Annotated in this window: 17 protein-coding genes; 13 read left to right on the forward strand and 4 right to left on the reverse strand. The window is 61.9% G+C overall.

Annotation, left to right across the window (positions count from 1 at the left end):
* Nucleotides 1–8: 8 nt before the first annotated feature.
* The gene (locus tag ASD00_RS10020) at nucleotides 9–1406 is read right to left on the reverse strand and encodes a PLP-dependent aminotransferase family protein (RefSeq protein WP_057206376.1); all 1398 of its coding nucleotides are present in this window, start codon (nucleotides 1404–1406) and stop codon (nucleotides 9–11) included.
* Between the two features lie 481 nt (nucleotides 1407–1887).
* On the opposite strand from ASD00_RS10020, the gene ASD00_RS10025 reads away from it, so the two are divergent.
* Nucleotides 1888–2676 carry a pentapeptide repeat-containing protein gene (locus ASD00_RS10025; protein ID WP_082523515.1) on the forward strand — a complete coding sequence of 263 codons (789 nt, stop codon included), beginning with the start codon at nucleotides 1888–1890 and terminating at the stop codon, nucleotides 2674–2676.
* A gap of 12 nt (nucleotides 2677–2688) precedes the next feature.
* Here the strand turns inward: ASD00_RS10025 and ASD00_RS10030 are convergent, their stop codons facing one another.
* Nucleotides 2689–3264 (reverse strand): nucleoside 2-deoxyribosyltransferase, encoded by a 576-nt coding sequence (locus ASD00_RS10030; RefSeq protein ID WP_057206378.1) that lies wholly within the window; start codon nucleotides 3262–3264, stop codon nucleotides 2689–2691.
* 226 nt (nucleotides 3265–3490) lie between these two features.
* Between ASD00_RS10030 and ASD00_RS10035 the strand changes: the two genes are divergently transcribed.
* Nucleotides 3491–3910, forward strand: coding sequence for an acyl-CoA thioesterase (locus ASD00_RS10035; RefSeq protein WP_057206449.1), 420 nt, complete (start codon nucleotides 3491–3493; stop codon nucleotides 3908–3910).
* 21 nt (nucleotides 3911–3931) lie between these two features.
* Here ASD00_RS10035 and ASD00_RS10040 read toward each other — a convergent pair whose 3' ends face one another.
* Nucleotides 3932–4891, reverse strand: coding sequence for a LysR family transcriptional regulator (locus tag ASD00_RS10040; protein WP_057206380.1), 960 nt, complete (start codon nucleotides 4889–4891; stop codon nucleotides 3932–3934).
* A gap of 141 nt (nucleotides 4892–5032) precedes the next feature.
* Here ASD00_RS10040 and ASD00_RS10045 point away from each other — a divergent pair, with 141 nt between their 5' ends.
* The 9 genes from ASD00_RS10045 to ASD00_RS10085 all read left to right on the forward strand — a co-directional run bounded on the left by ASD00_RS10045 (nucleotide 5033) and on the right by ASD00_RS10085 (nucleotide 13589).
* The gene (locus ASD00_RS10045) at nucleotides 5033–5815 is read left to right on the forward strand and encodes an ABC transporter substrate-binding protein (RefSeq protein WP_057206382.1); all 783 of its coding nucleotides are present in this window, start codon (nucleotides 5033–5035) and stop codon (nucleotides 5813–5815) included.
* Nucleotides 5816–5895: 80 nt separating this feature from the next.
* Nucleotides 5896–6543: an amino acid ABC transporter permease gene (locus ASD00_RS10050; RefSeq protein ID WP_057206385.1), complete on the forward strand. Its 648-nt coding sequence runs from the start codon at nucleotides 5896–5898 to the stop codon at nucleotides 6541–6543.
* Between the two features lie 13 nt (nucleotides 6544–6556).
* Entirely contained in the window at nucleotides 6557–7216 is a 660-nt protein-coding gene (locus tag ASD00_RS10055) for an amino acid ABC transporter permease (protein WP_057206386.1), read from the forward strand.
* Nucleotides 7213–7977 (forward strand): amino acid ABC transporter ATP-binding protein, encoded by a 765-nt coding sequence (locus ASD00_RS10060; RefSeq protein WP_057206388.1) that lies wholly within the window; start codon nucleotides 7213–7215, stop codon nucleotides 7975–7977. The genes ASD00_RS10055 and ASD00_RS10060 overlap by 4 nt, the downstream gene beginning before the upstream one ends.
* 8 nt (nucleotides 7978–7985) lie before the next feature.
* Nucleotides 7986–9623, forward strand: coding sequence for a N,N-dimethylformamidase beta subunit family domain-containing protein (locus ASD00_RS10065; RefSeq protein WP_057206451.1), 1638 nt, complete (start codon nucleotides 7986–7988; stop codon nucleotides 9621–9623).
* Nucleotides 9624–9635: 12 nt separating this feature from the next.
* A complete protein-coding gene (locus ASD00_RS10070; RefSeq protein ID WP_057206390.1) occupies nucleotides 9636–11003 on the forward strand; it encodes an aspartate aminotransferase family protein in 1368 nt (455 codons plus the stop codon).
* 10 nt (nucleotides 11004–11013) lie between these two features.
* Entirely contained in the window at nucleotides 11014–11961 is a 948-nt protein-coding gene (locus tag ASD00_RS10075) for a 3-keto-5-aminohexanoate cleavage protein (protein ID WP_057206392.1), read from the forward strand.
* 61 nt (nucleotides 11962–12022) lie between these two features.
* Nucleotides 12023–12535 carry a GNAT family N-acetyltransferase gene (locus ASD00_RS10080; RefSeq protein WP_057206394.1) on the forward strand — a complete coding sequence of 171 codons (513 nt, stop codon included), beginning with the start codon at nucleotides 12023–12025 and terminating at the stop codon, nucleotides 12533–12535.
* A 22-nt stretch (nucleotides 12536–12557) separates the two neighbouring features.
* Nucleotides 12558–13589: a histone deacetylase family protein gene (locus ASD00_RS10085; RefSeq protein WP_057206396.1), complete on the forward strand. Its 1032-nt coding sequence runs from the start codon at nucleotides 12558–12560 to the stop codon at nucleotides 13587–13589.
* 34 nt (nucleotides 13590–13623) lie between these two features.
* Here ASD00_RS10085 and ASD00_RS10090 read toward each other — a convergent pair whose 3' ends face one another.
* Entirely contained in the window at nucleotides 13624–14574 is a 951-nt protein-coding gene (locus ASD00_RS10090; protein WP_082523516.1) for a LysR substrate-binding domain-containing protein, read from the reverse strand.
* 263 nt (nucleotides 14575–14837) lie between these two features.
* On the opposite strand from ASD00_RS10090, the gene ASD00_RS42280 reads away from it, so the two are divergent.
* Both ASD00_RS42280 and ASD00_RS10100 read left to right on the forward strand, forming a co-directional pair.
* A complete protein-coding gene (locus ASD00_RS42280; RefSeq protein WP_057206398.1) occupies nucleotides 14838–20774 on the forward strand; it encodes an Ig-like domain-containing protein in 5937 nt (1978 codons plus the stop codon).
* A 126-nt stretch (nucleotides 20775–20900) separates the two neighbouring features.
* The gene (locus tag ASD00_RS10100) at nucleotides 20901–22652 is read left to right on the forward strand and encodes a type I secretion system permease/ATPase (protein WP_057206400.1); all 1752 of its coding nucleotides are present in this window, start codon (nucleotides 20901–20903) and stop codon (nucleotides 22650–22652) included.
* The last annotated feature ends 2 nt before the right edge of the window (nucleotides 22653–22654 follow it).

Genomic DNA, 22654 nt, shown 5'->3' on the forward strand with positions numbered 1-22654 from the left:
GAAAGACCTCAAACGACGAGACTCGATGCAGCCGGAGATTGCTGAAGCAGATCTGCAATCGTCATCAGGCTGCGCTGCAACTCCTCGTGCGTCCGTGCCGCGCCAAGGCCGAGGCGCACGGCTTCAGGTGCTAGGTCAAGCGCGAAGGCATCGCTGGCCACGACGCTGATGCCGGACGCCCGCAGCCGACCGGAAAAATCGCCTCGCGTCCAGGGTAGTGGCAGGTGTAGCCATACGTGGAAGCCTTCCTGGTCCGTCTGGACAACGTCCCTTGGCAACAAGCGGCTGACCATGGTCTGTCGGATCGTCACTTCCTGGCGGATGGCGCCGAGGACCTCCCTTGCCGTCCCGTCCTCAATCCAGCGTGTTGCGATCGCGGCGTTGAAGGGGGGAGCCATGCCACTCGTCGCGCGTATCGCGCCCTCGATGCGCACGCAGCTTTGGCGATCCGGAACGACGAGATAGGCAATCCGCAGCGCTGGCGACAGGCACTTGGCGAGACCGGCAATGTGATAGACGAGGTCAGGCGCAAGTGCTGCCAATGGCAGCGGCGCGGCGATTGGTAGCGCTCCATAGGCGTCGTCCTCGATGATTGCTACGCCGTGGGTTCGGGCAATGGCAACGATCGCCTTGCGGCGCTCAAGCGGCAGTGTTGCTGTGGTCGGGTTGTGGAGCGTGGGGTTACAGTAGAGCGCTCTTAATTTCGTGCTTTTGCAAATCTCCTCAAGCTGTTCTGGTACAATGCCATTTTTGTCGATAGGAACGCCGACGAGATCGATGCCGAGATGGGCGGCGAGCGCCCGTAGGCCGGGATAGGCAATGGTTTCCGCGGCGATCACATCGCCGGGCTTTGCAAGGCTGCTGATCGCGGCCAGCAGGGCGCTTTGCGCTCCTGCGCAGATCAGTACACGCTCGGCTGGGATTTCTCCCAGGCGCGGCTGTAGCCAGTTGGCCCCGACAGCGCGATTGTGAAGCGTGCCGCCGGGCGCCTGATACCGCATCAACAGATCGAGCCCATGTTCGCCCTGCAGGCTGGCGATGTCGCTCCACAGGCGCATTGTCAGGGCCGCGTCGTCGAAAAGTGGCGGCAGGTTCATGCTCATGTCGACAAGGCCATCGGCTGCCGGCTGCAATCCCTTCATTCTTTTCGCCTTGACATAGGTGCCCTGGCCGACGCGCCCTTCCACCAATCCGCGGTGTCGCGCCTCGTTGTAGGCGCGACTCACCGTGGTGAAGTCGATGCCCAATGCGCTGGCGAGGGCGCGCTGAGGCGGCAGCCGCGCGCCTTCGGACAGGCGACCTTCGGCGATATCAGCAGCGATGGCGTTGGCAATAGCGATGTAAAGCGGTCCGTTCGCTTTCCGGATGGCCGGCAGCCAGGTCGTCTCCAATGCATCCGTCGTCATGGCACTACCTCAAGATCACATTGTATGGATATTGCATGTTTTACCATGCTGGCGCAAGCCGCCGTATCTCGGGGACGGGCTAGCGTGCACGGGGCCACCGAATCGCTGCGTCGAGCGGCACAAACGGTTGCTCAATCTCCGTTACTGCGGAAACCTAGGAAGCTTTTCGACGTTCAACCTACCCGGCGCTCGACAGTTGAGCGTTCGATGCAGGCATTTGGTTGCATTCGTCTTGATTGCTCGCCGTGCGACGGTAGCCCATCGTCGCCTGGGTTGCTGCCGAGGCTGATAGGTTTCAGTCTTTTTCCCGCTCAAGGCAAATCTTGTTTGTCATATCGCGTGGCTGTCATTTGCGCGAAGGGCAACAATGTCATACGCTTAAGCCGTGACGCGCGCTTTGTATGGTCGTTTTCGCCGACGAAGCCTGCAAACGAGAAATGCAACAGAACCGGTCCATCCCAAGGGGCCGTGGAGCAGCGCCATGCATATCCCAAAGCCGAAGCCCATTCGTTCGTTTGTCGCAACCGGGGAGGGTGGGTTTAGCGACACAATCGGGATCAAACGCGCCATTCGCGCCTGTGGCAAACGGTCGGCGATCGGCCTCTCTGCATTTCTTGTGACGCTGGCGCTCTCGAACCTTGCCTATGCGGCGAACTGCAAGGATCCATCGGCGCCGGGCGCTGACTGGAGCGATTGCAACAAGAAGCTGCTGATGCTTGGCGGGATCGATCTCGAGGGTGGGAAACTGGTCAACACTGATTTCACCCTGACGGATCTGAGAGGCGCCAATCTCACGGCCGCAAACCTGGAGAAGGCGACGCTGGTGCGTTCGTCATTGGCCGGCGCCAGGGCCGATAAGGCGAATTTCGCCAAGGTTGAAGCCTACCGAACCAGTTTTGCCGGCATCTCGGCGGAAGGCGCTTCATTCAACAGTTCCGAACTGCAGCGAACGAATTTCACAGGAGCCAAATTGACGGGCGCCGACTTCGAGAAGGCCGAGCTCGGGCGCGCCAACTTCGAAAAAGCGGTGATCACGGGCACGCGTTTCCCTATGGCCAATCTGTCGCGCGCCACTTTCAGCGGCTCTAGCTTCGAGGGCCCGATCGACTTCACCGATGCGTTCATGTTCCTGACGCGCATCGAAGGGGTGGACTTGTCGGCCGCAACCGGGCTCGAGCAGGAGCAGGTTAACCTGACATGCGGCGACAGCGCCACCAAACTGCCGGCCGGGCTATCTACTCCAGCCAATTGGCCGTGCCCGGTCGACTGAACGGGATCGATCTCAACGGAGATGTTGCTTGGCGGCAATCGCCAGGCATTGCTTGAATGCCTCAAGATCGGTCAGCCGGTCGGCTTCGGCCACCTCGCGCTTTATGAAGGTTCCGCCGCGCGCCAGGATGCCGCCATCGAGCATCAGATTGTCGGCCATATCGAAATCCTCGATGCTCAACCCGTCCTGTCCAGCCATGCGGCCGTCCGGGCGCGTGCCGGCCTTGCCGCCGTAATGGCCGTGGAGGATGCGGTCGTAATAGCTGCGCGACGTGTTGGTGTAGGCATAGACATGGCGGCCACGGCCGCACATGAAGCCGAGCTCGAAAACCGTGCCGACATCGGCGCTGATGCCGCGAAACGGCGTCAGATTGGCGATGATCATGTCGCTGGCCAGCATCATGCCTTCATCCACGCCATAGATCGCAACGCCGCGTGCATGCTTGGTTTCGGCCGGCGGAATTTCCAGGTCGCCCGGCACGAGTGGCGTGAAGCCGGCCGCACGGGCAAGTTCGGCCTTCTGTGCCTGGATCTCCACGGCATTGCTCAGGAACACTTCAGGCCCGGCCAGATATACTTTCACGATCATGCTCCTTGCAGATTTCCCAGTCCGTCAAAGGAGGTCAGCCTAGGGAGGTCGCGGGCGGGCGCCTAGTAGGCGTGGTTGCACGGCCGGCGCTTACCCACCGATATTTCGGTACTTGTCCGCGCCGATTGCAGGAGCGGTCGATGATGGCACGGCATGGACAGGCGGCTTCGTCATCCGCTATCTCTCAGCCGTTCTGTCCAGGCATATCCATCAGCGGGGTCCATCGATGCCAAGTCAGCCTTTGACCACCTATGTCGGCGTTGCACATCCGTGGATGTGCGACACGATGGGGCATATGAACGTTCGCCACTATGCGGCGATGTTCGATGATGCCAGCTTCCAGCTGCTTGGTCATATTGCCGGGATCGAGGTTGAAGGCGAGCCGGGCAGGGGCTGGGCCGACGTGCGGTCGGAAGTGGAATACAAACACGAGACGAAGGCAGGCACCCTACTCACCATTCGCTCGCGGTTGGTCAAGCTGGGCCGTTCCTCCGTGACCTTCGAGCAGATCATGTCAGGCACGCTTGATGATGTTGTTCACGCCGTCAACCGAACGGTGACCGTTCGCTTCGATCTTTCGGCGCGCACGGCAATGGCGCTGGAGCCGGCGGCACGCGCACGCGCGGAGGCATTGCTTCAAGCGTGATCTGCCGCCCGCGGTCCGTCGTCAGTCCGTATAGATCCGCTCTTCGACAGGGGTTTCGGCGATCAACATCTGCAGCCCGGCAAGCAATGCCTTTTCTGCACGGTTCAAGGCCTTGTCGGGGTTCGTCAGCAGGAAGATGTCGATCGCCGGCGGTGCTTCATAGGGTGGCAGCCGCCACAACACACCATCGGCCACGTCACGGCGTGCCACATGCAGCGGCAAGGGACCGACGCCGAGGCCGGCGACAATCATCCGGCGCACTTCTTCGAGGCTTGAGGAAACGCCAACAACGTTGGCATTGAGCTTGGCCTCGCTACGCAGAAGCGCAACGGGCCGCAATGCATCGGCGATATGGTCGGTGTGGAACGACACCGAAGTCTCACCCTTGAGGTCAGCGAGTTTCAGGCCTTGCCTGCCGAACAGCCGATGGTGCGGACCGCAGAAGAAGCCGAAGAACTCGCGAAAGACGAGGAGATAATCCAGCGCCGGGTCGCGGACGCTGACAAGGCAGAGGCCGAAGGATGCCCGTTTCTCCCGCACCTGACGGGTGACTTCGCCGCTTGCGGCCACCGAGATGTTCAGTGTCGCGCGCGGATAGTTGCGATGAAATTCCATCAGCGCCCGGTCGAAGATCGGTGACACCACATGGCTGGCGACGGCGATCGTCACATGCCCGGTCACGTCGTCGCTGACCCCGCGCACCAATTGCGGCAGCTGGGAAATGGTCCCGAAGACCTCGACGGCCTGCTCGTAGAGAAGTTGGCCGACTTCCGTCAGGTCGAAACGCGTCGCATCCCGTTCGACGAGCCGACGCCCGACACGGTCCTCCAGCCGCTTCAACGCGTTGCTCACGCTCGGCTGTTTCAGGTTCAGCCGTTCCGCGGCGCGCGTGATGCTTTTGACCTCGGCGATCACCACGAAGGTGCGCAGAAGGTTCCAATCGAGCTCCCAGACGAGCCGTTCGGATCGAGGTGTGACCATTCCTGAAATCTATGCCTTCTATTCCCATTATCTATTTGCGCAATGCTGATGCAAAGGCAATCATGAAATTCGCAAAGCGCCTCGATGCCCGTCCCAAGCGCACGAGAAGGCGCATTCATCCAGAGGAGCAAGGAACATTTCATGAAAACCATTTTCTCCGGCCTTTTGGCCGCTACGCTCACCATTGCCGCAACCTTCTCCGCCGTTTCGGTGCGCGCTGACGACCTCGAAGCGGTGAAGTCTGCGGGTGAACTGAAGATCGCGATGAGCGGGCAGTATCCGCCCTTCAACTTCGTCAATGAACAGAACCAGGTTGTCGGCTTCGATGCCTCGATCGGCCAGGCGATTGCAGAGCGCGTCGGCGTCAAGGGCACTCTGGTGACGACGGCTTGGGACGGCATCATCGCAGGCCTGCTCGCCAACAAATACGATACCGTCGTCGGATCCATGACGATCACGCCCGAGCGTGAGAAGGTCGTCGATTTCGTCGGCCCGTATTATCACGCCGGCCGCGCGGTGTTCGTCGCCGAAGCCTCCGCCGTTCAGAAGCTCGACGAACTCAAGGGCAAGACGCTCGGCGTCACGCTCGGGGAAACCCATGAGAAATGGGCCCGCGAACAGGGCGGCTGGGACGTGCGCACCTACAAGGGGCTGCCCGAGCTGATGATGGAACTGAAGAGCGGCCGGGTCGATGCGATCGTCGTCGACAACATTCCGGTCATGGTGGCCGTCAAAGAAACCGGTGAGAAGGTTCGCCGTCTGGAAACGCCTGACATCGAAGGTGGCAGCGTCGCCATCGGTATCGCCATCCGCAAGAACAATCCGGAGCTGAAGGCTGCAATGCAGAAGGCGCTCGAGGATATGTTGACAGACGGTTCCTACGAGAAGATTTCGATGGAATGGGTCGGTAGCGACATCCGCTGATCGCTGGCTTCTACCCGTCTCCGGCCGCCCATTGACGGCAGCGGCCGGAGATTGTCGCGTTCTCCCCCCGGAGTTTTCCAATGGACTTTTCGCTGGTGCAGCGCGTCTTCCCGTTCTTCGTGGAAGCGGCGTGGATCACGATCGAGATATCGGCGCTTTCGCTGGCGCTCGGGCTCGTCGTCGCCTTTCTCGTGGCGGCGGCAAAGATGTCGCGCTCTTGGCCTTTGCGCGTCTTTGGTTCTGCCTATGTCAGTCTGTTTCGCGGCACGCCCTGCCTGATCCAGCTTTTCGTCCTCTATTTCGGCGGCCCGCAGATCGGCATCAATCTCGAGCCGTTCGCCGCCGGCGTGATCGGGCTTGGGCTCAATATCGGCGCCTATATGGCCGAAGCCATTCGTGGTGCGATCCAGTCGGTCGACCGCGGCCAGACCGAAGCTGCCCGCTCGATCGGCTTCAGCCGGTTCCAGACGATGCGCAAGGTGGTGCTGCCGCAGGCCGCACGGTTGATGATCCGCCCGCTCGGCGTCAACGCCGTGGCTCTGGTGAAGGGATCGGCGCTGGTATCGACGATATCCGTGGTCGAACTCACCTACACGGCCCAGCGCTATATCGGCTCGACCTACAAGCCGTTCGAGATCTTCGGCGTTGCCGCCGTGCTCTACATGCTCATCGTCTATGTCGTCGCGCGGATCGTCGATCTGCTTGACCGACGCTACGCCATAGCCTGAAGGGGAGGCGCGCATGCAAGGTCTCGATTTCAGCGTCGTCCCGCCCTATGCCGATATCCTCTGGATGGGGATCTGGTGGACTGTCGTCCTTACTGTCTCCGCAGCGGCCATCAGCTTCATCTTCGGCGTCGTTTTTGCCCTGGTTGTTCTCTATGCGCCCAAGGCGGTGGCCTTGCCGGTGCGCGCCTTCATGTGGCTCTTCATGGGCACACCGCTGCTGTTACAACTGTTCCTGATCTACTACGGGCTGGGGCAACTGGGGTTCAAGATCCCGGCACTTGTCGCCGGCATCATCGGTCTCGGCCTGCACTTTGCCGTCTATAACGCCGACATTCTGCGCGCCGGTATCGTGGCAGTGGATGTCGGGCAGACGGAAGGCGCGCGCAGCCTCGGTTTCAGCCGCTTTCAGACGCTGCGCTACTTCGTCGTGCCGCAGGCCGTGCGCAACACCATTCCGGCCATGGGCAACAACCTGATCGTGCTGTTGAAGGAGTCCTCGCTGGTGTCGATCATCGGCATTGCCGAGCTGGTTCATGCTGCGCAGCTGGCGATCAGCGAAACCTTCCGGCCGTTCGAATTCTACATCACGGTCGCCGCACTCTATTACATCCTAAACCTCGTGCTCGAAGCGGGTCTGCGCCGGGTCGAACAGAACGTGGAGGTATCACGATGACCGCCCAGCGACCCATGGTCGAAGTCAAGAGTGCTCGCAAGGCCTATGGCGAGCTTCAAGTCCTGAAGGGCATAGACTTGTCGGTTGCCCGGGGGCAGATCGTTGCGATCATCGGCCCGAGCGGCTCCGGCAAGAGCACGCTGCTGCGCTCGATCAATCATCTCGAAACGCTGAACGGCGGCGAGGTGTGGCTCGACGGCGTCCAGGTCAACCAGAACCTGCGCGGCCAGGCCTTCGAGCGCCACATCAACGCGGTGCGCCAGCAGATGGGCATGGTGTTCCAGCACTTCAATCTCTTCCCGCACCTTACGGTGATCGAAAACGTCACGATGGGACCGATTATCCTGAAGGGCATGGCGAAGGCGGCTGCACGCGAGCTGGCGGTCGAGCTTCTGTCGAAGGTCGGGCTGGCGGAGAAGGTCGACGCCTATCCCTCGCGACTGTCAGGCGGTCAGAAGCAACGTGTCGCCATCGCCCGGGCGCTCGCGATGCAGCCGAAGGTCATGCTTTTCGACGAGGCGACCTCGGCGCTCGACCCCGAACTCGTCGACGAGGTCAATGCGGTGATGAAGCAACTCGCCGCCGAGCACATGACGATGCTGATCGTCACGCATGAGATGCGCTTTGCCGGCGAGGTCGCCGACCGCGTGCTGTTCATGGATGGCGGTGTCGTCGTCGAGCAGGGTGCGCCAGCCGAGATTTTCCGCGAACCGAAACAGGAGCGCACGCGGGCTTTCCTCAAGAAATATCTGGCGGCGTGATGGATGCGATGAAGATGACCAGCAACCAATTCCCCGATTTCGGCCTGACACCTGAGCAGCGCCGCGAAGCGGTGCTCGGCCACTACTTCGAATACCCCGGAATGGATGGCGAGCGCGGCGAAATCTGGTGCTACACCGACGCCTATGCCTACCCGCCCGGTGCAACGGTCCGGCTTCAGGTGAGTTCGACCGCAGCCCTGTTCGAACTGGAGATCGTACGCGACGGCGCCGTCGAAACACCGGTCATGAAGCGAAGCGGCATTGCCGCCCGCTGGCAGGATACGCCGGACCAATGCTCGGTGGTCGGCTGCGGCTGGGAGACGACGCTTGAATTCCAGGTGGGCGCGGACTGGTCGTCCGGTGCCTATCGCGTCACCTTGACGGCTGAGGGCCGCGACCGTTCGCCCATTCGCTGTCACCATCTGTTTATCGTGCGCCCCGAGGCCGGCCGCAAGCCGGGCCGCGTACTGCAGGTGGCGGCGACAGGATCCTGGACGTCTTACAACACCTGGGGTGGATCGAACCATTATCAGGGCATCACCGGCCCCAATCGCGACCAATATGCAACGACTGTCAGCATTGAGCGGCCGTTCTGCCGCGGCTTCGTCCAGCTCCCAATCGATGCGCCTCGGGTGCCGCTGGAGATCTATTCTCCGATGGCAGTGGCGCCACGCTACCCGCACATGGAATGGGCCTATGCCAACGGCTATTCCAAGAAATATGCCTCGTCCGGCTGGGCAAGCTATGACAGTCATTTCTTCCGCTGGGCCGAGCGCGAAGGTTATGCTGTCGATCTCGCCAGCCAGCATGAATTGCATTTCAATCCGGAAATTCTCGACGGCTACGATTGCGTCGTCTTCGTTGGTCACGACGAATATTGGACCTGGGAGATGCGCGACGCGGTCGACACCTATGTCGAGCGGGGCGGCCACGCCGCCCGCTTTGCCGGCAATTTCATGTGGCAGACGCGGCTGGAGGACGGCGGCAAGCGGCAGGTATGCTACAAATATCGCTCGCGTGCCGAGGACCCGGCCTACCGTTCCGCCGATCAGACGCGCACGTCCGGCTCCTGGGAGGCGGCAGAGATCGGCCGCCCCGGCGCTTCGACCTTCGGGCTCAATGCCACGCGCGGGCTCTATGTCGGCTGGGGCGGTTGTGCCCCGCGCGGCGCCCGCGGGTTTCCGGTCTATCGTCCGGAGCATTGGGCATTTGCCGGAACCGGTATCTACTATGGCGACATCCTCGGCGCCGAAGGTCATGCCTTCGGTTATGAGGTCGACGGCCTCGACTACATCATCCGCGGCGGTCTGCCGGAGCCGACGCAAGACAGCGGCGCCCCGGATGGTCTGGAAATCCTGGCGCTCGGCATGTCATCGCTGAAGGAAGAGAGCGCCGATATACCCGCCGACGATCAGTTCCTCTCCGACGCGGACGCTAAGTTCGTGGCGGAAACACTGATCGGCGATACCGGAGAGGCGGCAGTCGATCGCGTCAAGCGCGGCTGTGGCATGATCGTCAATTTCCCACGCGGCAAGGGCGAGGTGTTCCACGCCGGCAGCTGCGAATGGGTTGCCGCCCTGATGCGCGGCGACGCGATGGTCGAACGCGTCACCGCCAATGTTCTTAACCGTTACCTCAAACGCTGACAGAGACCCGACATGCTCAAGACGACAGCTTCCAACGAACGGCCCGCTTCACACCTGTTCTACCAGTCGCGTCTTCGCCGGCCGCTGGTCGACCGGGCCGAGGGCATCTATCTCTGGGATCAGGATGGCCGCCGGGTGATCGACGGTTCGAGCGGTGCGATGGTGGTCAATATCGGCCACGGCAATCGCAACGTGCTCGAGGCGATGAAGCGGCAGATGGATCGCGTGACGTTTGCCTATCGTCTCCACTTCGAAAACGAACCGGCGGAAGAATTGGCCCGCCGCGCCGCCGAAAAGCTGCCCGAAGGCATGGACAAGATCTTCTTCGTCTCCGGCGGGTCCGAAGCGGTCGAATCCTGCCTGAAGCTCGCCCGCCAATGGGCGGTTGCGACCGGCCAGAAGGACCGTTGGAAGGTGATTTCGCGGTTTCCGTCCTACCACGGCGGCACGCTCGGCGCTCTGGCGGTCACCGGTTATGCGGCGCTCTCCGATCCGTTCTCGCCGATGATGCGGGAAATGCCGAAAGTGCCGGCTCCAACAGCCTATCTCGACCGCGACAATCTCTCGATGGAGCAACGCGGCATCAAATATGCCGACATGCTGGAGGACAGGATCCAGTCCGAAGGCCCTGATAGCGTGCTTGCCTTCATCATGGAGCCGATCGGCGGCGCCTCGACCGGCGCCCTGGTCGCACCCGACAGCTATTACAAGCGCATCCGCGAAATCTGCGACAAGTACGGTATCCTCTTGATCCATGACGAGGTCATGAGCGGAGCCGGTCGTACCGGAAAATTCCTTGGCGGCGACCATTGGGATTGCAAGCCGGACCTGATCGCGCTGTCGAAAGGCTTTGCCTCAGGTTATTGCCCGCTGGGCGCCATGGCAGCACCATCGAGGCTGGTGCAGCCGGTGCTCGACGCAGGCGGCTTCCAGCATGGTTTCACCTATGCCGGCAATCCGCTCGCCTGCGCTGCCGGCCTTGCGGTGCTCGACGAGATCGATCGCCTGGGCCTGATCGACAATGCAGCTGTCATGGGTGGTGCGCTCAAGGCCGAACTGGTCGCGCTTTCCGAACGGTTCCCGTTTATTGGCGATGTGCGCGGCAAGGGTCTGTTGCTTGCCGCCGAGTTCGTTTCTGATCCTGAGACGATGAAGCCCTTGCCGAAGGAATTGAACGCACATCAGCGGGTCGTTGATCTCGCCTATGAGCGTGGACTGATCATCTATTCGCGGCGGACACGCGGCGGCGTCGAAGGCGATCATTTTCTGGTCTGCCCGCCGATGATCATCACCAGAGAGCAGATCGGCGAGATCGTCGCCATCCTCGGCGATGTCCTCGAGCAGCTTGCCGCTGAGCTCACTCTTCCCGTCAACCGTTGAGATCGACATCATGACGAAAACCAAGACGTCGCGCAGGAAGGTCATCATCACCTGTGCGGTGACGGGCTCGGTGCACACGCCGACCATGTCGCCCCATTTGCCGATCACGCCGGACCAGATCGCTTCGGAAGCAATCGCTGCGGCGGAGGCCGGCGCCTCGATCCTGCACCTGCATGCGCGAAATCCCGTAGACGGCCGGCCTTCCGCCGACCCCTCGCTGTTCATGCAGTTCCTCCCGCGGATCAAGCAGTCGACCGACGCCATCGTCAACATATCGACCGGCGGCTCGTCGCTGATGGCGCTGGAGGACCGCCTGGCGGCGTCCTTGCGGGCCGAGCCGGAAATGTGCTCGCTGAACATGGGGTCCATGAACTTCGCCCTGTTTCCGGCGCTCGACAAGCCAGTGGCGTGGAAACACGATTGGGAGCCGGAGCTGCTGGAGGCGACGCGCAGTTCGATCTTCAAGAACACCTTTGCCGACATGGAGTTCATCCTCACCCGGCTCGGTCAGGGATGCGGCACACGGTTCGAATTCGAATGTTACGATGTCGGCCATCTCTATTCGCTGGCGCATTTCCGCGACCGCGGTCTGGTCTCCGGTCATCTGTTCATTCAGTTCGTCTTTGGCATTCTCGGCGGCATCGGCGCCGATCCGGAGAACCTGACGCATATGAAGCGCATCGCCGACAAGCTTTTCGGTGACGACTATTCGTTCTCGGTGCTGGCCGCCGGCCGGCACCAGATGCCGATGATCACTATGGCGGCTGCGATGGGCGGCAATGTGCGGGTGGGGCTGGAGGACAGCCTTTACAATGGCCGCGGGCAACTTGCGACCAGCAATGCCGAACAGGTTCTGCGCATCCGCGCCGTTCTCGACGCCTTGTCGCTGGAGGTTGCCACCCCTAAGGAAGCACGTGATCTTCTTGGCCTCAAAGGCGGAGATCAGGTGGCATTCTGACGCCGCTGGTAACAGGCGCGTCATCGATGCCATAGGCTCATCGGCAGAAAAGGGGACGGAAGTGACGACGACGCACGGGAGGACCGCAGATATCCGCATTCGCGCCGGTGAAATCAAGGACGCCGAGGCGATGCACGGCGCGATCCAGGCTATGGGCCGCGGGCTCGATATGGCCGGCAAGGTCACCTGCACGGTCGATGACTACCGTCGTTTCGGTTTCGGCCCCGATGCCGGCTTCGGCAGTCTGATTGCTGAGGTTGAGGGAGAATTTGCCGGCCTTTGCCTGTTCTTTCCGATCTTCTCGACCTGGCGCGGCCGGCCCGGCGTCTTCGTGCAGGATCTGTATGTCGGCGATCGCTTCCGCGGCCTCGGTATCGGCGAGCGCCTGCTGCGCGAAGTGGCCTCGTGGTCGAGGGCGCGGGGCGGGGACTACCTGCGGCTGGAAGTCGATGTGGAGAACGAGCCGGCGCAGCGCCTTTACCAGCGGCTTGGCATTACCTGGCAGACGAAAGACCGCGCTCATGCCGCCTATGGCGAGGCCTTTGTGGCTCTCACCGAGGGACTGAAAGCTTGACGATGCAGGAACGGGAGAGAGCATGAAAGCCTTCTACGCACAGGAACAGAAGCGACACGACCCGAAGGCTTTCCTTTCGAGCGGGGCGCCGCAGCCGAACCCGGAGCAGCCCGAACGGGTTGAAAGGCTCCTGATCGGCGCCCGTGACGCCGGATGCTCCGTCGTTCGGCCGCGCGACCACGGGCTCGCCCCGATTGCCGCCGTGCACACGCCCGAATATCTCGACTTTCTCGAGCATATCTACGCGCGCTGGCAGCGCATCGCCGAAGCCTCGGACGAGGTGATACCGAACATCCACCCGCTGGCCCGCGATGGCCGATACCCGGCTTCCGCAGTAGGGCAGGCCGGATATCACATGGCAGACACCGCATGCCCGATCTCCGGCGAAACCTGGGAGAGCGTGCGCTGGAGCGCCTGGAGCGCGGTCGATGCGGCAGATGCGGTGCTGGCTGGGGATCGCGCCGCCTATGCGCTCTGCCGCCCACCCGGTCATCATGCCTTTGCAGACGTTGCTGGCGGCTTCTGCTTCCTCAACAACTCCGCCGTTGCGGCGCAGCGTTTTCTGTCGAACGCGTCGCGCGTCGTGATCCTCGATATCGATCTGCATCACGGCAACGGCACGCAGGGCATCTTCTATCAGCGCTCCGATGTGCTGACGGTCTCGATCCACGCGGATCCCGTGCGCTTCTACCCCTTCTTCTGGGGGCATGCGGACGAACGCGGCGAGGGGCCGGGCCTTGGCTACAACCTCAATCTGCCGCTCGAGCGCAAGTCCGGCGACGCCGATTTCCTCGCAACCCTCGACGTCGCCTTCCGCCGGATCCGCGCCTACGCGCCGGACGCGCTTGTCGTGGCACTCGGGCTCGATGCGTTCGAGGGCGATCCCTTCGGGGGCCTGTCGGTCTCGACATCAGGCTTCGCAAGGATCGGCGCGGCGATCGCCGGTTTGGGCTTGCCGACGGCCATCGTTCAGGAGGGCGGCTATCTCTGCGATGCGCTGTCCGACAATCTGACGTCTTTTCTCACGGGCTTCGGCGCGACGGCCAAGCTCTGAGGCTGCCGTTACGTCAACGAACGGACGTTGTAATCTATTGTGTCATGAAAGACGCAGAAATTATTGTTTTTGTTGTCTCTTTCTGCAAAGGCAATGGCGTTCTGAACGTGTCGCCCACTTCGGGCAACAGGCGGCTCGCCTCATCGAGGAAGCCGCGGATCAGCGGCAGATGACGGCGCTCGGCCAGGCAGATCGCGTACTCGTCGATGATTTCTCTCGCGTCGTCGATCGGCACGAACGAGAGCCTGATGTCATGGCCGAATTCGAGATCGGCAACGACGCCGCAGCCGACGCCATTGGCGATTGCTTCGCGCACGCCCTCGCGCGAGGAAATCTCGACGATCTGATGGATCGAGATGGAGTGGTCGGCGAGATTCTTCTCGAAGATCTCGCGGGTGCGCGAGCCGCGCTCGCGCATGACGAAGGAGAGACCTTCGAGTTCCTTCATGGTGACGCCGTCGCGCGATGCCAGCGGATGGGATGCCGGCACGCAGAGGCCGAGGCGCATGCTCAGAAAACGGACGCCATGGAGGCGCGGGTCGTCGGGGATCTGCGCGGTGATCGCGACATCGGCGCGATAGTCGATGATCTGGTCGATCACACGGGCGGAATTATCGACGGCTAGGGAGAATGTCAGTTTTGGTCGATCGATCTTCAACCGCGAAAGGATCGGTAGCGCCAGGATGGGGCCGTCGGCGGCAACACGCAGATGACCGCCAGTCGTGCCGGCCTCGCCGCGCAGGAAGGCGTTGGCTTCCTTCTCTGCTTGAAACAGGCGCGAGGTGATTTCGAACAGGCGCTCGCCATGGGCGCTGAGGCTGACGCCGCGCGCCTTTCGATCAAGCAGGTTCTGCCCGCATAATGCCTCCAGTTCCCGCACGTGCTGCGACAGGGTGGACTGGCTGATCGCCATGTCTCGGGCGGCCTGGGAGAAGCCGCCGGACTGGGCGACGATGTGAAACGCTTTCAATTGAGTGATCGACATTGCTTCCGGTTCTGTTGCCTGCGGGCATGGCCTGTTGGATCCGCGCGCGTATCATTGTCGCAAAAGCTGACAGGCACATGACACCGGCGGTGACCACACCGATCGGTCCACTAAGAGGTGGGCGAAACCGATGGCAGCCATCGGAAAACGCTATGGCCGCTTTACGTTTTGTTAAGCAACTGTCATCTGCGCGGTAAGGGTGGCGGATAACGGTGACGCACGGCCAAGAGCCGATCCCGTTCACCTTTAGAGAGAAAGCCGACATGACTTCCTCCCCCAATTCGCTAGCGACTCCGATCCAATCTTCGTCCGATTGGCTCCTGAATATCCCGCGTGTGCAGGCCCAGCAGGGCATTCTCGTGTCGCCGGGCGGCACCGGCAATGCTTCGTCCTACAGTCTAGTCTATGACGTCTACTTCCCATCGGCTGGCTCCAGCGGCTGGATCCCGTTCCTGCAGACGGACGTCACCAACACGTCTGATGGCGATATCTTCGGCAAGGTTGGCGGCGAGAGCTTCGGCCTCGGCATCAACAGCGACTATCGCGGCGCGGCCAAGCTCGATGCCTGGAACCGAATTGGCCTGACGATCGACAAGGACGCCAGCGGCGGCGTCTCGATGAAGAAATACATCAACGGCGAGTTCGTCGCCGAACAGAAGATGACCGGCACGCTTGCCGCCCGCTTCACCATCGACAAGGCCAAGGGCTTCCTGATCTTCGCCGACGAAGACGGCGAAACGTCTTCCGGCTATCTCAGCAACTTCCTCTTCATCGAAAAGGTTCTGACCGGTACGGAACTGTCGGCGCTCGGCAATGCCAAGCCGGAGGGCATCGTTCCGGATGCGCTGAAGACTGATGCGCTGTCGTCCAACGGCACCGAGTTCCGTTTCGGCGAAGGCTCGACCACGCCGGCCTTCGGCCAGGGTTCCTTGAGCGGCCAAGGCACCACCGTGTCGACGACGACGCCGGCAACGGCCGGCATTCCGGCCGTCGGCCAGGACACGACGCCGAACCCGGGCTCCGTCGTCAAGACCACCGCCATCAAGGACATGATGGTCACGCCGGATGCGGCCGATGTGACGATCGACCTGTCGCAGCATTTCTCCGGTGAAAACCTGACCTTCACCGTCCAGAACAGCAAGGGCGAGGTGCTGAATGCCGTCCTCACCAATGGCAACAAGCTGGTGCTGGACTTCGCAGCGCTCGGTCACTCCGACGTCCGCGTGACGGCAACCGACGCCGCCGGCCATGCGGTCAGCGATGATTTCCGCGTCCGCGTCGCCGGTGCGAATGCCTATACGATCGCCGTCTTCCCGGATACGCAGGACTACACGTCCAACGATGGCATCAAGCACTTCTTCGGCGACATGACGCAGTGGCTGCTGGACAATCGCCAGAGCCACAACATCGTCTTCATGACCCATGTCGGCGACATCACCCAGAACAACCTGTCCGGCCAGTGGGACATCGCCGAAGCTGCCCTTCGCAAGCTCGACGGCAAGATCCCCTACGCCCTGCTTCCGGGCAACCATGACCAGGCCAATGGCGGCAGTGCTGCCGACCACTCGTCGATCTATCTCGACCAGCGTTTCTCGCCGGACAAGCAGGCAGAAACCAGCCCGGGCACCTTTGGCGGCGCCTACGATCAGGAGCTGATGAGCGCCCGCAACACCTACAGCACGTTCACGGCCCCCGATGGCACCAAGTGGCTGTCGGTCTCGCTCGAGTTCGGTCCGCGCGACGACGTGATCCGTTGGGCAGGCGACGTCATCGAGGCCCATCCCGATTATCGCGTCATGCTCGCCACCCACTCGCTGACGAGCTATGCCGGCCGCCAGGACAATCTGGCCCTGCCGCTCTACGACGAAGGTGCAGGCTACGACTACGGCATGCGCACCGACCAGCGCGGCGCCAACGACGGCGAATATGTTTCGCGCGAACTGCTCGCCCGCTATCCGAACATCGTCATGACCTTCTCCGGTCACATCTTCGGGGATGGCGCTGAAACCGACATCACCTACAATCAGTACGGCGAGCCGGTCTTCCAGTTCCTGGTCAACTACCAGAATGGTGTGTCGCGCGAGATCACCGGCAACGGCAACGAAGCGAAAGGCAACAATGGCGGCAACGGCGCCATCCGCCTGATCACCATCGATCCCGACAACAACCGCATTTCCACCGAGACCTACTTCACCGGGTTCGACGACTACCTAGACGGCTTCCGCACCAAGCCGGAACTCGATCGCGACGGCCTGACCGGCTACTATCGTGGCCACCAGGAAGTGTTCGAGAACATTGACGTCAGCGGCGGCAATGCACGCGCCATGGCTGAAGCCGGTGACGACATCATCGCTGACGCTTCTGCGGGTGCCTCGTCCGCCAATGTCGCGCTTTCCGGTGCCAAGTCGCTGCTGCCGGCAAGCGTCAAGAGCTGGGTCTGGACCAACGAGAACGGCGACGTGGTGGCTGAAGGCAAGGACGCTAAGGCCGAGCTCGAGCTTGGCAAGCACAAGCTGACGCTGACCACCACCGATTTCAACGGCATCAAGACCAGCGACACCGTTGACGTAATTGTCCGTGGCGATCGCACTCTGTTGGTCGAAACCTTCAACGACGGCAATGCCAACGGCTGGGCAACCGATATCGGTGCGGCCAACGGCAATACCGGAAACTTCCTGTTGAAGGGAACGGTCTTCTCGCGTCCGACCGGAGCAGCCGGCCTTGCAGCACCTGAGGCCGCGCTCTTCGACCAAAGCGATGCCGCCCGCAACAAGCTGGTCTTCGTCGGTGAGGGCTCGTCTACCTGGACGGACTACGTCTTCGAAGCGTCGTTGACCCAGCTCGACAACGACGCGATCGGCGTTCTCTTCTACTACAAGGACGCCAACAATCACTACCGCTTCACGCTCGATGGCGAGACCAACCGTCGCCAACTGGTCAAGGTGGCCAACGGCGTCGAGACCATATTGGCATCGGTGAACGAAGGTTCGCCCTACAATATGGAAATCCCGTTGACCGTGGCTGTCACCGGCGGCGCGATCAACATCTTCCTCGGCGACAAGAATGTCTTTGCCGGACCGGTCACTGACGCCAATGCGCCGCTTAGCGGCGGTACCGTCGGCCTTTATTCAAGCGGCCAGCGCGCTTCTGTCTTCGATGATATCGTCGTCACCAAGGCGGACACAACGGCAAAGGCCGGCATCGACCAGCGGACCTACGACATCGACGGCGACGGCAAGGCTTCCGTCAAGCTCGACGCCTCCGGCTCGTTTGGTCCGAAGCAGTTGCTCGACTACGTCTGGACGGACCTCGCCGGCAACGTCATTGCCAATGACAAGACCGCCAACGTCAATCTCGACACCGGCGTCAACAAACTGCTGCTCAAGGTGACGGCTGTGGACGGTTCGGTCTCGACCGATCGTGTCGATATCACCGTTGTCGACCGCACCAAGATACTCGTTGCCGAAGACTTCTCGTCACCGCAGTCCCTGTCGCGCTTCAACATCGTCGATGAGGGCGAGCTTGGCGGCATCGGACCTGATGGAAAGGCATCCGAATGGCTGCTTGCCGACGGAAAGCTGGTGCAGACGACGGGGCTTGCTAGCCGCGAATTGACTTGGAGCGGGGCAACTGCCGCGGATCTGTGGAAGCGTGGTTGGAGCCCGCTTGGCGACGGCGTCAACGTCCTTCGTCTCGGCACCTATGCCTTGTTCAAGGATCCGGTAGCACTTGCCTGGACCGACTATGCGGTTGAGGCAACGATCCAGACGCCTGACAAGGACGGCCTCGGCTTCCTGTTCCGCTACAAGGACAACAAGAACTATTACAAGCTCGAACTCGATGCCGATGGCATCCTCGACCGCAGCCCCGGCAATGGCGCCGGCAGCATCTTCAACCTCGTGCGCATGAAGAACGGGGTCGAGGAAATTCTTGCCCAGGTTCCCGGCAAGTACGAGCCGGGTCAGGCAATGAAGCTGCGCGTCGAAGTCGTCGGCGACAAGATCACCGCCTTCCTCAACGATGAGGCCCTCTTTGCCTATCCGGTCGGCGACCGTGGTCTCGACGCCGGTACCTTCGGCCTCTATTCCTGGGGCAATGCCGGATTATCCTTCGACGATCTCACGGTTGTCGATCTGAAATCGGGCCTTGAAGGCGGCCAGGTGATCAACGGCACCAATACCCGTGACATGCTGGTCGGCGGTGAAGCCGGCGAGACGATTTACGGTCTTGGTGGCAACGACACCCTCATTGGCAACGGCGGCGACGATCGCGTCGATGGCGGCGACGGCGACGATACGCTGATGGGTGGTGCCGGACGTGACGGGCTTGTCGGCGGCAAGGGCAACGATGTGCTGATGGGCGGCGAGGGTGCCGACATTATTGCCGGCGGTCTCGGCGACGACCTGATCGAAGGTGGTGCCGGCAACGACGTGCTGATCGGCGGTGACGGTTCTGATACTTACGTCTACGGACGTGGCGAAGGCTCCGACGAAATCGTCGAAACGGCCGCTGCATCTGCTGATAGCGACGTTCTCGTCCTGCACGACATCGCCCGCGGCGAAGCCGTCCTGCATAAATACGGTGAAGCCGTCGAGGTCGAATTCACCAATGGCGAAAAACTGACCCTCAACGGCCAACTGGCAGGCGGCGGTGTCGAACTCGTTACCTTCGCCGATGGCACGGTCATGAACCGCGCGTCGATCGCCAACAGCCTCGTCAACCGTGGTCCGGTTGCCGCCAGCGACACGCTTGCCCCGATCGATGAGGATGCGCCATCCTTCGTCATCCCGTTTGCGAGCCTGCTCGCCAACGACAGCGATGCCGATCTCGATCAGTTGAAGGTGACTGGCGTCACTTCGGTCGTCGGTGGTACCGCCACCGTCGAGGAGGGTGGCATTCGCTTCACGCCTGCCGCGAACTTCAATGGCGAAGCCTCCTTCCACTATCAGATCTCCGACGGTCGCGGCGGCTCGAGCGAAGCCGGCGCCACCTTCGTCGTCAAGCCGGTCAACGACGCGCCTGTTGCATCGTCGCTGACCATTGAGACGAACGAGGATACGTCGATCAGCGGCACGATCACGGCAACCGATATCGATGGCGATACGCTGAGCTATGCCGTCAAGACGGGCGCTGGGGCCGCCAATGGCAGCGTCGCACTCGATGGCAGAACCGGCGCCTGGACCTACGATCCGAATGCCAATGTCAACGCATCGGACAGCTTCATCGTCGTTGTGTCCGACGGCAAGGGTGGCAGCAGCGAGAGCACCGTCAGTGTGACGATCAAGCCGGTCAATGATGCACCGGTGGCTGTTGCCGATACCGGCGGCGTTGCCGAGAACGAGACCGCCACCTTCGACCTCGTTGCCAACGATACCGATATCGAAGGCGACCGGCTGACGCTCGTCGGTTTTGCGGTCACGGCGGTGACCGGTCTGACACTGACGAATGCTCAGGCTGCTACAGCCTTCTCGATCGTCGATGGCAAGCTCGTCGCCGATCCGTCTTCTGCCTTTATGGCTCTGGAAGACGAGCAGAACGCCATGGTCACCGTCACCTACACCGTGCGTGACGCCCAGGGTGGGGAATCGACCGGCACCGCCTCGATCAAGATCGACGGCTACACCGAGTACAACGTCGTCGAAGGCACCGACGGCAACGACACGCTGGTTGCCACTGACCGCAAGGACATGATCGAGGCCGGCAACGGCAACGACACGGTGCTGGCGGGCGATGGCAACGACATGGTCGATGCCGGGGCAGGCAATGACCGCGTTGTCGCCGGAGACGGCAACGATGTGGTCGAGGGTGGTGCTGGCAACGACGTGCTTATGGGCGGCGCTGGCAATGACGCGCTGAGCGGCAGTGCCGGCAATGACCAGCTCAACGGTGGTACCGGCAATGACACGCTGAACGGCGGCACGGGCAATGACGTGCTGACCGGCGGTGCGGGTGCCGACACCTTCGTCTTCGCCTCCGGCGACGGTCGCGACGTGGTCCTGGACTTCCAGGCGGGTGCACAGGGCGACGACGTGGTCGTGCTTTCGAAGGACATGCTCGCCGACTACCAGGCGCTCCTGTCCTCCGGTGCCTTCACCGATGGTGACGCCGGTGCACAGATCGCGTTCGACGATGGGTCGTCCATCACCTTCAACGGTGTGAAAACGGAAAACTTCGTCATCGACGACTTCCGCTTCGCCTAACCAAAGCGAGGGGCGCACTATTCGGTGCGCCCCTTTTTCGCGCGGCGTAGGCTTCAATCACTTCAGGCATGTCATCGCCTTGTGTTGCCTGCCTGCTACCGCCGCGATCTCAACGGATCAGGGACCATGCGCGACAGTTCTTCCAACAGAAATTCCAGCCAGTTCAAGGGTGTGTTTGCGGGCTGTGCGAGTGCCTTCGTCGGCATTGGCCTGATGAGTGCCGTCGTCAACGTGCTCTACCTCACCGGATCGCTCTTCATGATGGAGGTCTACGACCGGGTGCTTCCGAGCAGAAGCCTGCCGACGCTTGTTGCGCTTCTCGCCATCGTTGTCGTGCTATACGCGTTTCAGGGCCTGTTCGACGCGCTGCGTGGCCGATTATTGGTGCGCATAGCCGATCGGCTCGACCAGGCGCTTTCACCAAGGATCTACGATGCGATCGTCGGTCTGCAGTTGCAGGTGCCGATCAGCAGTCGCTACGCCCAGCCGTTGCGCGATCTCGATACCATCAGGGCCTTTCTCTCGGGCAGCGGGCCGACCGCGCTCTTCGATCTCCCCTGGCTTCCGTTCTATATCGCCATCTGCTTTGCCTTCCATTTCTGGCTGGGTGTCACGGCACTCGCAGGCGCTGTCATTCTGGCGGCGATTACCCTGTTGACGGAACTCGTTTCGCAGCGGCCGGTCGAGGAGGCTGCGCGCCATTCTTCCAAGCGCAATCGCATGGCCGAGAGCGGCCGCCGCAATGCCGATGTGATCACGGTGATGGGCATGGGCCCGCATCTGAGGCGCCGCTGGCAGGATGAGAACCGCGCGTTTACGCGTGAGCAGCGCCGCGCAAGCGATGTTTCCTCGGGGTTCGGCGTGTTGAGCAAGGTGCTGCGCATGATGCTGCAGTCCGGCATCCTTGCGGTCGGCGCCTGGCTCGTGATTAACGAGCAGGCAACGCCCGGCATTATCATCGCTGGCTCGATCCTGTCCGCCCGGGCACTGGCGCCGGTCGATCTGGCGATCGCCAACTGGAAGGGCTTCATCGGTGCCCGCCAAAGCCGCCGACGCCTGCAAAAGACGCTGGCGCTTTTGCCCGATGCGCCTGATCGCATGGATTTGCCGGCACCGAGCCGTGCACTGTCTGTCGAACGCGTCAGCGCTCTTCCGCCGGAAACGACAGACGTCGTCTTGCAGGATGTCACCTTCACACTGGAGGCTGGCGCGGGGCTCGGCGTCATCGGTGCGAGCGGCTCAGGCAAGAGCTCGCTTGCACGTCTGCTCGTGGGCATCTGGCACCCGGCGCGCGGCGCGATCCGGCTCGATGGCGCCACGCCGGACCAATGGCCGGCCGCAGCGCTTGCCCGCCATATCGGCTACATGCCGCAATCGATCGAGTTGCTCGACGGCACCATCGCCGAGAACATTGCCTCCTTCGACCCCGACGCTGGGTCCGACGACATCATCGCCGCTGCCCGCGCAGCAAGGGTTCACGATCTGATCGTCAGCCTGCCGGAAGGCTATTCCACCGAAGTCGGGGAAAATGGCCGGCCGCTTTCCGCCGGCCAGAAGCAACGCATCGCGCTTGCAAGGGCCCTTTACCGGGATCCCTTCGTCGTCATCCTCGACGAGCCGAATTCAAACCTCGATTCCGAAGGAGAGGAAGCTCTGACGTCGGCGATCCTCGGGATCCGTGAACGCGGCGGCATCGTCATCGTCATTGCCCACCGCCCCAGCGCGCTGCTTGCGGTCGACAAGGTGCTGATGATTGCCGCGGGCCGCCAGCAGGCTTTCGGCCCGAAGGACGAAGTTCTCTCGAAGGTTCTAAGGCAGACAACCGCCAATCCGGGTGCGCTCAAGGTGGTGCAATCAGCAGAAGCAGCAAAGGCATGAAC

The sequence above is a fragment of the Ensifer sp. Root31 genome, assembly GCF_001424825.1.
GTDB classification, from domain to species: Bacteria; Pseudomonadota; Alphaproteobacteria; order Rhizobiales; family Rhizobiaceae; genus Ensifer; species Ensifer canadensis.

Excerpts from the sequence above, each read along its gene's own strand:
- ASD00_RS10020 (WP_057206376.1), bottom strand. The coding sequence starts at position 1,406 with ATGACGACGGATGCATTGGAGACGACCTGGCTGCCGGCCATCCGGAAA.
- ASD00_RS10025 (WP_082523515.1), top strand. The coding sequence starts at position 1,888 with ATGCATATCCCAAAGCCGAAGCCCATTCGTTCGTTTGTCGCAACCGGG.
- ASD00_RS10030 (WP_057206378.1), bottom strand. The coding sequence starts at position 3,264 with ATGATCGTGAAAGTATATCTGGCCGGGCCTGAAGTGTTCCTGAGCAAT.
- ASD00_RS10035 (WP_057206449.1), top strand. The coding sequence starts at position 3,491 with ATGCCAAGTCAGCCTTTGACCACCTATGTCGGCGTTGCACATCCGTGG.
- ASD00_RS10040 (WP_057206380.1), bottom strand. The coding sequence starts at position 4,891 with ATGGTCACACCTCGATCCGAACGGCTCGTCTGGGAGCTCGATTGGAAC.
- ASD00_RS10045 (WP_057206382.1), top strand. The coding sequence starts at position 5,033 with ATGAAAACCATTTTCTCCGGCCTTTTGGCCGCTACGCTCACCATTGCC.
- ASD00_RS10050 (WP_057206385.1), top strand. The coding sequence starts at position 5,896 with ATGGACTTTTCGCTGGTGCAGCGCGTCTTCCCGTTCTTCGTGGAAGCG.
- ASD00_RS10055 (WP_057206386.1), top strand. The coding sequence starts at position 6,557 with ATGCAAGGTCTCGATTTCAGCGTCGTCCCGCCCTATGCCGATATCCTC.
- ASD00_RS10060 (WP_057206388.1), top strand. The coding sequence starts at position 7,213 with ATGACCGCCCAGCGACCCATGGTCGAAGTCAAGAGTGCTCGCAAGGCC.
- ASD00_RS10065 (WP_057206451.1), top strand. The coding sequence starts at position 7,986 with ATGAAGATGACCAGCAACCAATTCCCCGATTTCGGCCTGACACCTGAG.
- ASD00_RS10070 (WP_057206390.1), top strand. The coding sequence starts at position 9,636 with ATGCTCAAGACGACAGCTTCCAACGAACGGCCCGCTTCACACCTGTTC.
- ASD00_RS10075 (WP_057206392.1), top strand. The coding sequence starts at position 11,014 with ATGACGAAAACCAAGACGTCGCGCAGGAAGGTCATCATCACCTGTGCG.
- ASD00_RS10085 (WP_057206396.1), top strand. The coding sequence starts at position 12,558 with ATGAAAGCCTTCTACGCACAGGAACAGAAGCGACACGACCCGAAGGCT.
- ASD00_RS10090 (WP_082523516.1), bottom strand. The coding sequence starts at position 14,574 with ATGTCGATCACTCAATTGAAAGCGTTTCACATCGTCGCCCAGTCCGGC.
- ASD00_RS42280 (WP_057206398.1), top strand. The coding sequence starts at position 14,838 with ATGACTTCCTCCCCCAATTCGCTAGCGACTCCGATCCAATCTTCGTCC.
- ASD00_RS10100 (WP_057206400.1), top strand. The coding sequence starts at position 20,901 with ATGCGCGACAGTTCTTCCAACAGAAATTCCAGCCAGTTCAAGGGTGTG.